General features: G+C 39.2%; 20 protein-coding genes. 11 read left to right on the plus strand and 9 right to left on the minus strand.

The genetic code is table 11. The features are described from left to right. The 4 genes from MKP09_RS26630 (at position 1) to MKP09_RS19070 (ending at position 2,907) form a co-directional block, all read left to right on the plus strand. Positions 1-132, plus strand: a complete 132-nt coding sequence (locus tag MKP09_RS26630; RefSeq protein WP_262915520.1) for a hypothetical protein — start codon at positions 1-3, stop codon at positions 130-132. A gap of 143 nt (positions 133-275) precedes the next feature. Then, positions 276-1,130, plus strand: a complete 855-nt coding sequence (locus MKP09_RS19060; RefSeq protein ID WP_240833324.1) for a beta-ketoacyl-[acyl-carrier-protein] synthase family protein — start codon at positions 276-278, stop codon at positions 1,128-1,130. Positions 1,131-1,271: 141 nt separating this feature from the next. Next, positions 1,272-2,300 carry a beta-ketoacyl synthase chain length factor gene (locus MKP09_RS19065; RefSeq protein WP_240831892.1) on the plus strand — a complete coding sequence of 343 codons (1,029 nt, stop codon included), beginning with the start codon at positions 1,272-1,274 and terminating at the stop codon, positions 2,298-2,300. A 22-nt stretch (positions 2,301-2,322) separates the two neighbouring features. Next, entirely contained in the window at positions 2,323-2,907 is a 585-nt protein-coding gene (locus MKP09_RS19070) for a hypothetical protein (protein WP_240831893.1), read from the plus strand. 4 nt (positions 2,908-2,911) lie between these two features. On the opposite strand, the gene MKP09_RS19075 is transcribed toward MKP09_RS19070, so the two are convergent. From MKP09_RS19075 to MKP09_RS19085, 3 genes are all read right to left on the minus strand, one after another. Next, positions 2,912-3,997: a metallophosphoesterase gene (locus MKP09_RS19075; RefSeq protein ID WP_240831894.1), complete on the minus strand. Its 1,086-nt coding sequence runs from the start codon at positions 3,995-3,997 to the stop codon at positions 2,912-2,914. 121 nt (positions 3,998-4,118) lie between these two features. Further along, a complete protein-coding gene (locus tag MKP09_RS19080; RefSeq protein WP_240831895.1) occupies positions 4,119-4,322 on the minus strand; it encodes a hypothetical protein in 204 nt (67 codons plus the stop codon). Between the two features lie 209 nt (positions 4,323-4,531). After that, positions 4,532-5,155 (minus strand): carboxylesterase family protein, encoded by a 624-nt coding sequence (locus tag MKP09_RS19085; RefSeq protein ID WP_240833326.1) that lies wholly within the window; start codon positions 5,153-5,155, stop codon positions 4,532-4,534. 361 nt (positions 5,156-5,516) lie between these two features. Between MKP09_RS19085 and MKP09_RS19090 the strand changes: the two genes are divergently transcribed. The 4 genes from MKP09_RS19090 to MKP09_RS19105 are packed head-to-tail and all read left to right on the plus strand — an operon-like array spanning position 5,517 to position 8,187. Then, the gene (locus MKP09_RS19090) at positions 5,517-6,530 is read left to right on the plus strand and encodes an aldo/keto reductase (protein ID WP_240831896.1); all 1,014 of its coding nucleotides are present in this window, start codon (positions 5,517-5,519) and stop codon (positions 6,528-6,530) included. Between the two features lie 12 nt (positions 6,531-6,542). Next, positions 6,543-6,890, plus strand: a complete 348-nt coding sequence (locus tag MKP09_RS19095) for an alcohol dehydrogenase catalytic domain-containing protein (protein WP_240831897.1) — start codon at positions 6,543-6,545, stop codon at positions 6,888-6,890. After that, the gene (locus MKP09_RS19100) at positions 6,887-7,555 is read left to right on the plus strand and encodes a zinc-binding dehydrogenase (RefSeq protein ID WP_240831898.1); all 669 of its coding nucleotides are present in this window, start codon (positions 6,887-6,889) and stop codon (positions 7,553-7,555) included. The genes MKP09_RS19095 and MKP09_RS19100 overlap by 4 nt, the downstream gene beginning before the upstream one ends. A 44-nt stretch (positions 7,556-7,599) precedes the next feature. Beyond that, complete coding sequence (locus MKP09_RS19105) at positions 7,600-8,187, plus strand: TetR/AcrR family transcriptional regulator (protein ID WP_240831899.1); 588 nt, start codon at positions 7,600-7,602, stop codon at positions 8,185-8,187. Positions 8,188-8,436: 249 nt separating this feature from the next. On the opposite strand, the gene MKP09_RS19110 is transcribed toward MKP09_RS19105, so the two are convergent. The 4 genes from MKP09_RS19110 to MKP09_RS19125 are packed head-to-tail and all read right to left on the minus strand — an operon-like array spanning position 8,437 to position 10,484. Further along, the gene (locus MKP09_RS19110) at positions 8,437-8,694 is read right to left on the minus strand and encodes an ApeI family dehydratase (RefSeq protein WP_240831900.1); all 258 of its coding nucleotides are present in this window, start codon (positions 8,692-8,694) and stop codon (positions 8,437-8,439) included. Beyond that, positions 8,681-9,460 (minus strand): polysaccharide deacetylase family protein, encoded by a 780-nt coding sequence (locus tag MKP09_RS19115; protein WP_240831901.1) that lies wholly within the window; start codon positions 9,458-9,460, stop codon positions 8,681-8,683. Before MKP09_RS19115 ends, MKP09_RS19110 begins: the two co-directional genes overlap by 14 nt. Continuing rightward, positions 9,454-9,822, minus strand: coding sequence for a hypothetical protein (locus MKP09_RS19120; protein ID WP_240831902.1), 369 nt, complete (start codon positions 9,820-9,822; stop codon positions 9,454-9,456). Before MKP09_RS19120 ends, MKP09_RS19115 begins: the two co-directional genes overlap by 7 nt. A gap of 23 nt (positions 9,823-9,845) precedes the next feature. Beyond that, a complete protein-coding gene (locus MKP09_RS19125; protein WP_240831903.1) occupies positions 9,846-10,484 on the minus strand; it encodes a beta-ketoacyl synthase chain length factor in 639 nt (212 codons plus the stop codon). Positions 10,485-10,733: 249 nt separating this feature from the next. On the opposite strand from MKP09_RS19125, the gene MKP09_RS19130 reads away from it, so the two are divergent. From MKP09_RS19130 to MKP09_RS26640, 3 genes are read left to right on the plus strand one after another with little or no spacing between them, the layout of a single operon-like run. Further along, entirely contained in the window at positions 10,734-11,189 is a 456-nt protein-coding gene (locus MKP09_RS19130) for a hypothetical protein (RefSeq protein WP_240831904.1), read from the plus strand. Further along, the gene (locus MKP09_RS26635; RefSeq protein WP_262915521.1) at positions 11,104-11,634 is read left to right on the plus strand and encodes a pyridoxal-phosphate dependent enzyme; all 531 of its coding nucleotides are present in this window, start codon (positions 11,104-11,106) and stop codon (positions 11,632-11,634) included. The genes MKP09_RS19130 and MKP09_RS26635 overlap by 86 nt, the downstream gene beginning before the upstream one ends. An 8-nt stretch (positions 11,635-11,642) precedes the next feature. Then, on the plus strand, positions 11,643-12,098 hold the full coding sequence (locus MKP09_RS26640; protein WP_394801105.1) for a hypothetical protein: 456 nt from the start codon (positions 11,643-11,645) through the stop codon (positions 12,096-12,098). 91 nt (positions 12,099-12,189) lie between these two features. Here MKP09_RS26640 and MKP09_RS19140 read toward each other — a convergent pair whose 3' ends face one another. Both MKP09_RS19140 and MKP09_RS19145 read right to left on the minus strand, forming a co-directional pair. Then, positions 12,190-12,852: a beta-ketoacyl synthase N-terminal-like domain-containing protein gene (locus MKP09_RS19140; protein WP_262915522.1), complete on the minus strand. Its 663-nt coding sequence runs from the start codon at positions 12,850-12,852 to the stop codon at positions 12,190-12,192. 26 nt (positions 12,853-12,878) lie between these two features. Next, entirely contained in the window at positions 12,879-13,364 is a 486-nt protein-coding gene (locus MKP09_RS19145; protein ID WP_317235450.1) for a beta-ketoacyl synthase N-terminal-like domain-containing protein, read from the minus strand. Between the last annotated feature and the right edge of the window lie 27 nt (positions 13,365-13,391).

Genomic DNA, 13,391 nt, shown 5'->3' on the forward strand with positions numbered 1-13,391 from the left:
GTGAGCCGAATAGTAGTAACCGGTATTGGTATTATTACTGCCATTGGAAATAATGCTGATGAAACCGCAACTCCCTGGTACAGGCCAAAAGCGGCATTGACAAGGCTGCGTTTTTCAATAGTAAATACATAGATAAGCTTCCGTTTGCAGAAATTAAAACAGCTACTAACGATTTAGCTAAAAAGCTGAATATTCAAAGTAGTATTGCTACAAGAACCGACCTCTTAGCACTTTATAGCGCACAACAAGCAATTACTGATGCACAACTTTCTGAAATAGACTTGCAAGATAGCCAAACTGCGCTGATTGGCGCAAGCACAGTAGGCGGTATGTGTCTTACGGATGAAATGTATGCTGATGCTAATGCATCAGACTACAATGGTTCTCCATACTTGCAATCTTACTCCAATAGCGCTAATACCAATTTTGTACAAGAACATTTCAAAATTGGAGGAGCTATCAATACATTTAATACGGCCTGCTCTTCATCAGCAAATTCGATTATGTATGGCGCAAGACTTATAAAAAATGGCCTTGCCAAAAAAGCTATAGTTGGTGGAGTTGATAGCTTATCGAAATATACGGTCAACGGATTTAATGCATTAATGATCTTGTCTGATGAACCATGCAGGCCTTTTGATGCAAAAAGAAAGGGCTTGAACCTGGGTGAGGGTGCCGCATTTCTTGTGTTGGAAAAAGAAGAAGATGCTTTAGGCAAAAAAATATATGCAGAAGTAACCGGCTATGGTAACAGCAATGATGCTTTTCATCCTTCATCTACTTCCGCAGAAGGCGATGGACCTTTTCTTAGTATGAAACGCGCGCTTCAAAGCGCTGGTTTAGCACCTGCTGATATAAACTTTATAAATGCACATGGTACTGCTACTGAAAATAATGACGAAACAGAAAGCGTTGCCATGCTAAAATTATTTGAAAACCCTCCGGCTTTTGCCAGTACAAAATCATATACGGGCCATACATTAGGTGCAGCAGGCGCAGTAGAAGCAGTATACAGTATTCTCAGCCTTCAGCATCAGGAAGTATATGGTTCGTTAAACTTTGAGTATGAAATAGAAGCCACCAAACTTAAACCGGTACGGCAATATAAAAAAGCGAGCTTCGCCATATAATGTCCAATTCATTTGGCTTCGGAGGCAATTGCACATCTTTGATATTTTCAAAGCATGAGTGATTAAGGTTTTTTCCTAAACTTAGAAAAGAGGATTTATTGTTACTCCTGTCAACTTAATCCCGTCATCTAACAACTAAAAATGCATCTCCATCAACATATCTGTATTTCTCCACAGCAAACAAATGATGATATAGGCTTAGATAATATAACTCCATCTGTTGATGGAAAATTACTCGCCATAGAGCCCATGCTTGAAGGAGTTCCGCCCGGCATGTTGCGCCGCATGAGCAAAGCAGTGAGAATGGGTATTGGAGCGGGTTTACCATTAATCAAAAATAATGAAGTGGACGGCATCGTTATTGGAACAGCCAACGGAGGCATGGAGGATTGTATTAAATTTCTAAACCAGATCATAGATTATGATGAAGGCTTATTAACGCCTGCTAATTTTGTGCAAAGCACGCCTAATGCCATTGCCGGACAGCTAAGCCTTATAACAAAGAACAGAAGTTACAATGCCACGCATGTACATAATGGTTTGGCTTTTGAAAATGCAGTGATTGATGCACAAATGCTGATCGGCGAAAACCCTGGATCGTCTTACTTACTTGGCGGTGTGGATGAAATATCGTCTTATAATTACAATATTGATCTTTTAGCTGGCTGGTATGATAAAACAAAGTCAAATACCGAATTATACACAGTGGCGTCCAACGCAACGATCGCTGGTGAAGGCGCTGCGATGTTTTTGGTAAATAATAACGCTGAAGAAGCAATAGCGAAAATTGCAGCAATAGAAATATTTCAAAGCACAGATAAATCTGAAGTAGAATCCCGTTTCAAAAAATTTATCGCAGATGCTGTTCCTGAGATGAATAACACATTGTTGATTAGTGGTGAGAACGGAGACCAACGCTTTTTGCCTTTATATGCTACCTGCGAATATGCAATTGGATCATCCATTCCAGTTGTTCGTTTTAAACACCTTACAGGAGAATACCCAACTGCTTCTGCGTTTGCATTGTGGCTTGCTTGCCAGGCTATCCAGCAGCAATCACTTCCCGATCATTTGTATAAATACGAGCACAACCTTACTCAAATAGATCATGTGATTATGTATAATCAGTATCAGGGAAAACAACATAGTTTTATGTATATTGCTAAATAATTTTAAACACCAAATACTGATTATGAGAACTAACAGCCTTTTTATTTTTGTGATTTTGATGATCGCAACAACAGTAGTTAATGCTCAAAAAATAAAACTTAACGACGGAGACAAGAAAGTTTTAAGTAATGAAACATCTGTCAATATTGAGTTTTCTTATGATAATGTAAGTGTTGGCAAATTCAAAAATGAAGAAGAATATATTGCCAAAAAGAAAGAAGAGTATAATAAAAAGGAAGCTGGAAAAGGCGACAAATGGGCTGAAGACTGGAAAAGCGACCGAAATCGGGCTTTTGAGCCACAGTTTATTGAACAGTTTTTGGAAAAATCAGATCTGAAAAATAGTAAGGATGCGAAATACACGCTGGTATTTGCTACTACCTTTATTGAGCCGGGATTTAATGTAGGTGTAGTAAGAAAAAACGCGTACATCAATGCCACTGTTACAATAGCAGAAACCGCTAACAGAAATAATATTGTTGCAACAATTGATGTGGAGAAATCGCCTGGACGTGATGCAATGGGGTATGATTTTGATACAAGTTGGAGAATTTCAGAAGCCTACGCAAAAGCAGGAAAATCATTGGCAAAATTTCTTGGTAAATAAATTGCTACATTAGCTCTGTCAGTAATTTTTCTTCCAATACGATTCTGGAAGGTTTATCGGTTTTATGCTGCCATTTTATAAGGCGTATAAAACCGTTTTCTATTTCTATCCCTGTTATATCGCCGTCGGAAAAACAACAACAACCCGTATTAAAGTAGGTGGGTTTAATTTGCGAATAATCTTCGTTTAATGTATCAAATCGCTTTTGATAGGTTTTAACTTCATCATTGATTTTCGCCAGCAGTTTTTCATCCTTATTTGTTTCGGCCAATTTTCTTTGCCTGTGTAAGCGTTCTATATGCGTGAGGGATTCGAAAACAGGTTGATGTGTATGCCCGGTAATTAGCAACAGGTTTTTTTGAGTAGCGCTCCATTCGTACATAATTTCATTATGCACGGTCTTCTTATAAATATTATTTGACGGCTCGTTTGGATTTATAAGCAAGTAGGCTTGTAGCGGTGCCCATATTCTTGCAATCAAAAATTTTGTAAACCAATTACCATCGCTGTTTGCATCTCCCTGATGGCCATGGGTGCAAAGTATCTGTAGCGGTTTTCCATTTATGGTGGTAGTCAAAATAGCGCCTTCATGCACTTTTATTTTTTGCTTATAAATATTTTCAAGCTCTAAAGATGCCAGCGGATCATTGGCCCAATACAGATCGTGATTACCAAAAATTTTTATAAACGCGCCTCTTGACAAAAATTTGCGCTCTATGTCGAAAGTGTCACGATAAGCTTTTTTAACCTGCCAGAACATATTTTCCCAAAGCTCTTCACTGTCGCCCAGGCCTACAAGGCAAAAATTATTTTGTGAATAATACTCCAACGCTGCAAGATAACTGGCTTCTGCAACGGCAAAATCATCAGCACCATTACGGTTTCCTTTATGCTGATCCGAAAAAATTATGAATTTTCCGTCAAAATCTTCAAAAGAGAATACCTCCCCTTTCTTTCCGGGTTCTTTAATAATGCTATTATAAAGCTTGGTTAGCGCATCGTAAATTTTTTCTTTGTCGGGCCGCGATGCAAACTTTTCTGACAGCCATAAAATAGGCCGTCGAAGTAAGTATTGCAAAAGTTTACGCATTAATCACAAAAGTAAGATCGATTATGTTAAGAGAAGGCTATGCCAAATAAAATGACGCAGGACTTATTTTCTATTGATTAATTTATTGAACAGTAAAAATGGATTAACACATTACCGGTATTTAGTAGACAGGTCCATAACGTAATTTTCTACGCTTCGATGAATGATTATCCGGATAAATAATATCATGCGCAATTTCATATCCTTCTTCAGAAGCCTGGAAAAGCCTGCGTTGCGACTTTTTATCGCGCACCTTACATGCTACTGTTGTAGCAGCCACACCAAGTATCATCAATCCAATTAAGCCAAAAGTACACTTCTTCATTTCCATTAAAATTTATCCTTAACTAATTAATTACGACAACAATGCAATACGTTTTTTGAAACAGGTATTGATGTAGAGCAAAATATATACCGGTTTAGAGTTATAACAAATTTACTTAAAAAAGTTTTTAAGATGTAACTAAAATAACATCTTTTTAGGTTATTGAAAAGGCTATTTGTATAATTTAATATGCTCTTAATAAAACGCTATCAACTCTTAGTTTTTCGCTTTTGTGCAAACATCCAATTCAACAATTCGGGCTGTGCAAATGCAGGATCCCAGCTGTTATGGTTCGCGTCTGGAAATAATGTAAACTTAACATCCACATTATTCTTTTTCATCGCAGCAACCATTTCTTCTGAATACCTGGGTAATACTACATCATCTTTTGCTCCGTGAAAAACCCACCATTTAACACTCTTCAGGTTTTTAGCAGTGCTGATGTTAGCGCCTCCGCAAATAGGCACTGCTGCGGCAAACGTTTCAGGCATTCTGTTAACAAGTTCGAATGTGCCCATTCCTCCCATGCTTAACCCCATCACATACACTTGATTTTTTCGAACACTATATTTTGCAAGTATTTCTTTTGTAAGGTCTATCACTAACTGCATAGGAACTGTTGGTGTGCCACCATCTGCAAAATCAAAAAGCCTCTCGGCTCCTGTTCCTTTTACTTTCACGTTGCTCCAAAATGACGATTGGCTACATTGCGGAAAAACAACAATGGCGGGATGTTGGTCCCGGTTTTTTTCCTCAAGAAATAATTTACCACCATGGGTTAATTGCTTTTCATTATCGTTACCGCGCTCGCCTGCGCCATGAAGAAAAACAATTAATGGATACTTTTTGAAGCGTCATATCCTTCAGGCAACAATAGCCTGTAAGGCAAGGTATCGTTATCTTTTATATAAGAATGCTTTTCATACTGACTTAACGACTGTGCATATAATGCAGACAGACTAAAGCACATTAAAAAAAGAAAGAAAAATTTTCGCGGCATGGTTATTTTTTACTGAGGTTAAAATAAATGCAGGTGGCTTATTGACGCAATCAATCCTTAAAGCAATTTACAAACGGATTTGTTATAAAACTCTTTTAATTTTTTGTTGCTGTCAATTCAATATTGAGATTATCTTTATGCCCCTTATTAACATCGGCAATTTACCTGATTTTATAATTTAGTTAAATAGAAATATGCAATTAGAACGACCAAAGGTCATATCGGGAACAACTTCATTAGGGAATATTTATAAAGAAATGCCCTTTCCCGAAAAAATGGCGATAGTAAAAGAATATATTGACGCTAGCCCCGGCACGCCGATGTTTGACAGCGCTGGCAAATACGGTGCAGGACTGGCTCTTGAAGTTTTAGGACAATGCCTTAAAGAGTTGGGTATTAAAAAAGATGAGGTATTGATCAGTAACAAACTGGCCTGGGTAAGAAAACCGTTAACTACGCCGGAACCAACTTTTGAACCCGGTGTATGGCACAACTTAAAATACGATGCAGAGCAAAAGATCAGTTATGAAGGAATATTAAATTGCTTTGAGAATGGCAATGAATTGTTGGGCGAATATGATTCTCAATTTGCATCCGTACACGACCCGGATGAGTATCTGGCTGCCGCAAAAGACGATAATGACTACCAAAAAAGATACGATGATATATTAGAAGCATACAGAGCGCTTGCTGATCTAAAAAGCAAAGGTGTAGTTGCTGGCGTTGGTATCGGAGCTAAAGATTGGAAGTCTATCGAAAAAATATCGAAAGATGTAAAGCTTGATTGGGTAATGATTGCAAACAGCTATACCATCTATAACCATCCAAAAGAGTTGGTTGATTTTGTAGCATCTCTTCATAAACAAAATATTACTATTATCAATTCTGCGGTATTTCATGGCGGCTTCCTAATGGGCAGCGACTTTTTTAATTACACAGAATTGAGCAGGGAAAATCCGGAACACAAAAAGTATTACGAATGGCGGGATAAATTCAACCAAATCTGTATTGAGTATAATATTGAACCGCCTGCAGCCGCGATCTATTTTGGATTACATGTACCTGGCATTAAAAGCATTGCCTTAAATAGCAGCAATCCTAAACGGGTGCGGCATAATATAGAAATGGCCAATGCAAATATCCCTCCCGCATTTTGGCAACGCATGAAAGAAGAAGGATTGATCGACAAAAATTATCCGCACTTATAGAACATTTAAAAGATGAAAACATTAGTATGTACACTACCTGGCCAGTTTGAATATAAAGAGATCCCGGCTCCTACTGTTGAGAAAGATCATGCCCTTATAAAAATAAAACGAATTGGAATTTGTGGTACCGACCTTCATGCATATGAAGGAACTCAACCCTTTTTTAACTACCCGAGAATATTGGGACACGAGCTTTCTGGCGAATTAGTGGACTTTGATAATGCTCCCGGCTTTAGCAAAGGCGAATCGGTATCTGTTATTCCCTATTTCAGTTGCGGCACTTGTATTGCCTGTAGAAGAGGTAAACCTAACTGCTGCACAGATATTAAAGTATTTGGCGTACATATCGATGGGGGATGAAAGAGTATATTTCAGTTCCTTCAAAATATTTATTGCATGGTGAAGGATTGAGTTTTGACGAACTGGCACTTGTAGAGCCTTTAGCCATTGGTGCGCATGGCGTAAGTCGAGCCGATGTAAAACACGGCGAGTTCGTTTTAGTGATCGGCGCTGGGCCGATTGGCCTGGGCACCATGGAGTTTGCCCGCATTGCAGGAGCCAAAGTAATTACGCTAGATGTAAATGAACAGCGCCTGCAGTTTTGTAAAGACCATCTAAACATTCACGCTACTGTAAATGCAATGGATAGTAACGTAGCAGAACAGCTAAAATCTATAACGGATGGAGATATGCCTACGGCTGTGATAGATGCAACTGGAAATTTAAGAGCCATTAATAATGCTATAAATTACCTTGCTCACGGTGGAAATTATGTGCTGATAGGCTTACAAAAAGAACCTTTTTCATTCAGTCATCCAGAATTTCACAAACGAGAAACCACTTTGATGAGCAGCAGAAATGCTACGCGCGAAGATTTTGAACATGTTATTAAAAGCATGAAGGCCGGACAGGTAAATCCAAAAACTTATATTACCCATACGGTTGATTTTGAAGAAATAAAAGACAATTTTGAATCGTGGCTGGACCCTAAAACCGGCGTGATAAAAGCGATGGTACATCTGTAGTCACTTTATTATAAGAATTAATATAAAAAACATAGCTTTGGCGCATGGGTACGATGGCTCGCAAAAAATCTGCTAAAAAGGAACTCATCCTCAAAACTGCTGCGGCAATGTTCCGTGAGAAAGGGTTTGCCGCAAGTTCAATGCGCGATCTGGCCGAAAAAATTGGTATTGAAGCAGCCAGCCTATACAATCATATACAATCAAAAGCTCAGATACTGGAAGAAATCATTGATGGTGTTTCCGATGAGTGTCAACTTCATTTAGACAATCTCGAAAAGTCAAAAAGTACCGCTTTGGAAAAAATAGAATCGCTGATTCGTTTCCATACCAAAATGATGATGAACCGATTTGAAGAATACTCTGTAATGGTAAGCCAGTGGATGCATTTGGATGGCGACAAATTGTTACGCTTTGCTACTAATCGCCGCGATTATGTAAGGAGGATGGAAGCTATAGTAGAATCAGGTATTCAAAAAGGTGAGCTAAAGTCTTTAATGCCCTATGTGGTGGTATTAAATATTTTATCTTCCGTTCGTGGACTGGAATTTTGGCAACGTAGCGCCAAAACACATACTGCGCAGGAAATGGAAGATAATATGGTGGTGCATTTAATTGGCGGTATAAAAAGATAGGTTTATTATTGACCCAGCAACAGTACTACTATCATCTTCGTTGCCACGCTCGGTTTATCGTTCCGATTATACATCATCAATTTTATTGCAGTTGATCCTGACTTCATGTAAGAATTGCATTCTTCATCGTTTCTGGCCTCTATTCAACAACAGAAAATCTTCCCTTCATTTTTAAGAAAATTATTTCTTCTGATTTTAATACTGCGTTGCAGTCTATCAAGCCATCTTGTAAAGTGTGATCAATAGCAATCAATATTTTTTTGTAACAGTTGGGTCTACCATCTGCAAAAACTTACATTGACTGGCTTCAGATAAAAAAAGGGTTTTGTTCAGCCCCTTTTCTAAAAGTTCTTTAACTATCTGTAGCTGGCAAACCCCCGGCAATACAGGCTGCCCGGGAAAATGGCCTTCAAATATTTTATGCCCTTCATCAATAATAATGGTGGCAGTCAATTTTTCATTAGCATTGTCAAATTGCTCAATTGTGTATAAATTATCTATCAGCATACGGTGATACGTTTAATAGTTTATTTAATGGCTCAATTTCATAACCTTGTTGCCCAGCATAATTTATAAATTCCGGTAAAACACGCACTGTAATTGCTGCCGTATCGTGAAATAAAAAGATACCTCCTGGCTTTAACGAACGTTTTAACTTTTTCAATAGCTCTACTTCATTCTTACTAACAGTGTCCATGGATCTGACATTCCAACCAATGGCTGTATAATTCATTTTGTCAACTGCAATTTTAAGGTTAGGGGTAGTTACACCATAGGGAGGCCTAAACCATTTTATCTCTATGCCTAACTCATCTTTCACAAATTCATGCAATTGTTGCAAATCTTTATGCATAGCCTTTGCAGAAAGCAGATCGAACCAAAACCCATGAGTGTAGCTGTGAGAACCGATTGTGTGGCCTTCGTTATAGATCTGCTTTAGCAAGTTTTTATTTGCTTCGGCATTTTTTCCAATACAGAAGAAAGTAGCTTTTACATCAGCCTCCTTAAGTATATCTAAAATATGTGGTGTGAAATTTTGCTGAGGACCGTCATCAAAAGTAATAGCAATTTTCTTTTCTTTCATATCAACATCACATACTGTTTTCATATAAAACTGAGACTGCACAAAATAGCTGCCGTAGAAAAGAAGAAGCGAGTAGGCAATAGCGAGTAGAATGTAGGAATATGTTGGCAAATTATACAATACATCAAATACAATAAGCCCTGCAAGCGCCATTGCAAAAACAATATTCGTGTTTTTAAAGTTTAACATGCCGACAGTAGATAAACTGAAGGATATTGAAGCATGTAATTGTTATAGATCAGGAGCTTCTTCACCGGTTTGTTTTTAAACGAACCCTCCTTTAAAATATTACTCGCCACCCATAAAGCAAACCCAATGGAAGTAGGATATTCCCCGCAATATTGTTTGTATGTTGTAACCAGATTTTTACTAAACAAATTGTCAGTTAATTGGCTGTAATGCCCGTCTTCTCTGCTGTCACCGTTACTTCCCGTAATAACAAGATCAATACCGGAAACAGAAATATTATTCTCTGCTAAAAACTCTTTCACTAATACCGCAGTGTCCTGCGCTGGTTTATAATAAGTACTAAAAGCAGTTAGCTGAGCCAACGCATCATTTTGTTGAGCGCTTATTACAAAAAAGCAGATCCATCTCCGGCCATGGTTCCTTTTGTATTGCTATCAATAAGCGAAAGGCTTTCTCCTTCCGTTTTATATAAACCAAAGCGTTTTAGGATAGCATGGCTCTTATCAGTAATTTCATCAGCAGCTCCTATTAAAACATTTTTAGCTTCGCCTTCTTCAAGCAAAGAAACGGCATCTGTCAACGCAGCTTCAAAAGAAGATCCGCGATGTACATAAGTATTATTATAATTGTGGCATTTAAGCATCAAGGCTATTTGCGCGGCAACAGTATTGTGTGTTGATTGAATGAACGCCGTAGGCGATAATAGCGTTTCCTTAAACTCAACCATTCTTGTTAAAAATTGGTCGGTATCGGTTAAGCAACCATACGCCGTACCTGTAATAATAGCATCAGGCATTTGTACATCGGCTTGCGCTAATGCTTCGGAAGCCGCAGCCACGCCCATTTTTATGATGCGGCTCATCCTTCTAATGAGTTTTGCATCTACATATTTAGTGTAGTCGGGCTCTATGCAAGTAAGTTTATCACCATTATAATTTGCAGGCTCTTTCATCATCTCTTCAAATGATGCCTGCGGCGAAACAACGCTGGTCGACAATATATACACTGATTTTTCTTCCGGCATAATTGAAAAAATATGTGGCGAATTTAAAACAGTACTTCAATATATGTCTAAATATTTCAGTACAATTGAATGACATCGGCGGATCTCGCCAGACTGGGACGTTCGGACCAGATACGCTGGTTACATCGTTTATAAAGGATGCCATAAGCACCACAAAAAAAAGTGCGACGCAACAAAGATGCCACATGTTTACTGCCTGAACAATAAAAATATTCACGTAAGTTTGAAAGACATACAAAACGATTTCTTATGATTAAAACAAGAAAAATTACCCTTTCCGAACAGGAAATTCCTGAACAATGGTACAATATTGTTGCCGACATGCCCAACAAACCGTTACCGCCGTTACATCCTGGCACAAAGGAGCCCATTGGGCCGGAAGCACTGGCGCCGCTATTTCCGCAAGAACTTATCAAGCAAGAAGTGTCAACGGAAAAATGGATCACCATTCCGGATGAAGTGCGCAATATTTATAGTTTGTGGAGGCCAACGCCGGTGTATCGCGCATACGAATTAGAAAAAGTGCTGGACACTCCGGCAAAGATTTATTATAAATACGAAGGGGTAAGTCCGGCCGGATCACAAGCCAAACACGGCTGTGCCGCAGGCTTACTACAATATGAAAGAAGGCGTAAAGCGCATTACTACGGAAACCGGAGCCGGGCAATGGGGAAGCGCATTGAGCTTTGCCTGCAACCTTTTTGATATTGAGTGCGAAGTGTATATGGTTAAACTTTCGTTTGAGCATAAGCCGTATAGAAAAATTATGATGAATACCTGGGGAGCAAAAGTGATCCCTTCTCCCAGCAATCAAACTGAGGCTGGTAGAAAAATTTTGGCCCAGGACCCGAATAGTCCCGGTTCATTGGGTATTGCCATTTCGGAAGCGGTTGAAATGGCAGCGCAACGCGAAGACACCAAATATGCATTGGGTAGTGTGTTGAATCACGTTTTGCTACATCAAACCATCATCGGACTGGAAGCGATGAAGCAAATGGAAAAGGCCGGAGATATGCCAGATGTGATCATTGCTCCATTTGGTGGCGGATCAAATTTTGCAGGAATCACGTTTCCGTTTCTACGTCTGAATCTGGAAGAAGGAAAAAAATTCGCTGTATTGCCAGCGAGCCAACTTCTTGTCCTAAATTAACACGTGGTGTGTTCAGATATGATTTTGGAGATACTGTTGGCATGACGCCCTTATTGCCTATGTACACTTTAGGCCACAATTTTGTGCCGGCACCTATTCATGCAGGTGGTTTGCGATATCATGGGGCTGGCGCTATCGTTAGCCAGTTATTAAAAGATGGATTGATTGAAGCCAGCGCACACGATAATATAGAAGTTTTTGAAGCGGGAGTTAAGTTTGCAAAAGCAGAAGGCATTATACCTGCACCCGAAGCTACACACGGTATTGCAACAGCAATTAAAGAGGCTGAACGTTGTAAGCGAGAGGGTAAAAGCGAAACGATCTTATTCAACCTTTGCGGTCACGGCAATTTTGATATGAAAGCCTATCAGGATTATTTTGAAGGCAAAATTGTAAGACATGAGCTAACTGATGCAGAAATTCAAAACTCGCTAAAAGAGTTAGATACGCCGATTATTGCATAATATTTAGGGTCAGATTTTTTATTGATATGGCGGATTGAATAGATCCGCTATTTTTTTGTACCACTACGAAAACATTTGGAAAACTTAAGGATCAACCCTTACTAAATACCAGCGAACTACAATTACCGCCAAACCCAAAAGAATTGGACATAACATGTTTTATTTCCCACTGTTGCAATTCAGTAACCGGTGTGAAGGGCAATTCTTTCATTGGTGTTTCAAAACGAAGATTAGGAAATATCAGTCCCTTTTGAATGGCAAGATATGAGAACACCGCTTCTATTCCACCGCTGGCGCCCAAAGTATGGCCGGTAAAGGATTTGGTAGAGCTCATCGCCGGATAATTGTTCTCAAATAAAGTTTTAATAGCCGTTCCTTCCGCGATGTCATTATTGCTGGTACCAGTACCATGTAAGTTAATATAATCAATATCTGCAGGCTGCAAGCCACTTTTAGCCAACGCGCCTTTCATTGCCAACAACGAACCCGTTCCATCGGGTGAAGATGCTGTTTGGTGATACGCATCATTAGCATTGCTCCAACCATTAATAATGACCGCTGGTTGTTTATTCAATGTGGCCGCTACTTTTTCCGAAACCAATACAATATAACCAGCTCCTTCGCCTAAATTCAAACCACGTCGGTTTTCATCAAACGGTTGACAATACTGGCTATCCAAAATCATTAAAGTATTAAAGCCATTTAATGTAAATTTTGCCAGCGCATCAGTGCCGCCAGCTATTACAACATCCAATTTGTTTTGACGGATCAATCGCGCTCCTAAAAAATACTATTGGCAGAAGAAGAACAAGCCGTACTGACCGTGGTTACAAAATCTTTTATACCCAAAGCATCAGCCGTAACCTCTGTTACAGCTCCGCATTCGTGATGCACCACTTCATGCAAATGCCCGCTGGTATTATCTTTCAGGAAGTCTTCAAAAAAATTTTCTGTTTTATCCATGCCGCCAACTGAGTTAGCAGAGATAAACCCGGTGCGCCATTTTGTTATATCTAAATCCGAGTTTTGTATCGCTTCTTTTGCTGCAACGGTACTTAATAATGCGGTACGACTAATAGTTGATTTTAGGTTGGTTCTTTCCGCAAGCTGCTTATTAGTAAGCTTTACTTCGGCAACCGGAAGCTCCTCTTTGTGTAGAGAATCCAGTCGCTTCATCGCTTCCATTCCGGCTTTTCCAGACATAAGTGCAGCAAGATTCTCTTCCAGATTATTTCCAATGGATGAGATAATGCCAGCACCAGCTATGTAAACGGCCTCACCCCGACCCCTCTC

Origin of the sequence: Paraniabella ginsengisoli (assembly GCF_022513635.1) — a bacterium.
GTDB classification, from domain to species: Bacteria; Bacteroidota; Bacteroidia; order Chitinophagales; family Chitinophagaceae; genus Niabella; species Niabella ginsengisoli.

Bases quoted from the DNA above. Each gene is read 5' to 3' on its own strand.
- MKP09_RS19065 (WP_240831892.1), top strand. From the start codon at position 1,272: ATGCATCTCCATCAACATATCTGTATTTCTCCACAGCAAACAAATGAT.
- MKP09_RS19070 (WP_240831893.1), top strand. From the start codon at position 2,323: ATGAGAACTAACAGCCTTTTTATTTTTGTGATTTTGATGATCGCAACA.
- MKP09_RS19075 (WP_240831894.1), bottom strand. From the start codon at position 3,997: ATGCGTAAACTTTTGCAATACTTACTTCGACGGCCTATTTTATGGCTG.
- MKP09_RS19080 (WP_240831895.1), bottom strand. From the start codon at position 4,322: ATGAAGAAGTGTACTTTTGGCTTAATTGGATTGATGATACTTGGTGTG.
- MKP09_RS19090 (WP_240831896.1), top strand. From the start codon at position 5,517: ATGCAATTAGAACGACCAAAGGTCATATCGGGAACAACTTCATTAGGG.
- MKP09_RS19095 (WP_240831897.1), top strand. From the start codon at position 6,543: ATGAAAACATTAGTATGTACACTACCTGGCCAGTTTGAATATAAAGAG.
- MKP09_RS19100 (WP_240831898.1), top strand. From the start codon at position 6,887: ATGAAAGAGTATATTTCAGTTCCTTCAAAATATTTATTGCATGGTGAA.
- MKP09_RS19105 (WP_240831899.1), top strand. From the start codon at position 7,600: ATGGGTACGATGGCTCGCAAAAAATCTGCTAAAAAGGAACTCATCCTC.
- MKP09_RS19110 (WP_240831900.1), bottom strand. From the start codon at position 8,694: ATGCTGATAGATAATTTATACACAATTGAGCAATTTGACAATGCTAAT.
- MKP09_RS19115 (WP_240831901.1), bottom strand. From the start codon at position 9,460: ATGTTAAACTTTAAAAACACGAATATTGTTTTTGCAATGGCGCTTGCA.
- MKP09_RS19125 (WP_240831903.1), bottom strand. From the start codon at position 10,484: ATGCCGGAAGAAAAATCAGTGTATATATTGTCGACCAGCGTTGTTTCG.
- MKP09_RS19130 (WP_240831904.1), top strand. From the start codon at position 10,734: ATGATTAAAACAAGAAAAATTACCCTTTCCGAACAGGAAATTCCTGAA.
- MKP09_RS26635 (WP_262915521.1), top strand. From the start codon at position 11,104: ATGAAAGAAGGCGTAAAGCGCATTACTACGGAAACCGGAGCCGGGCAA.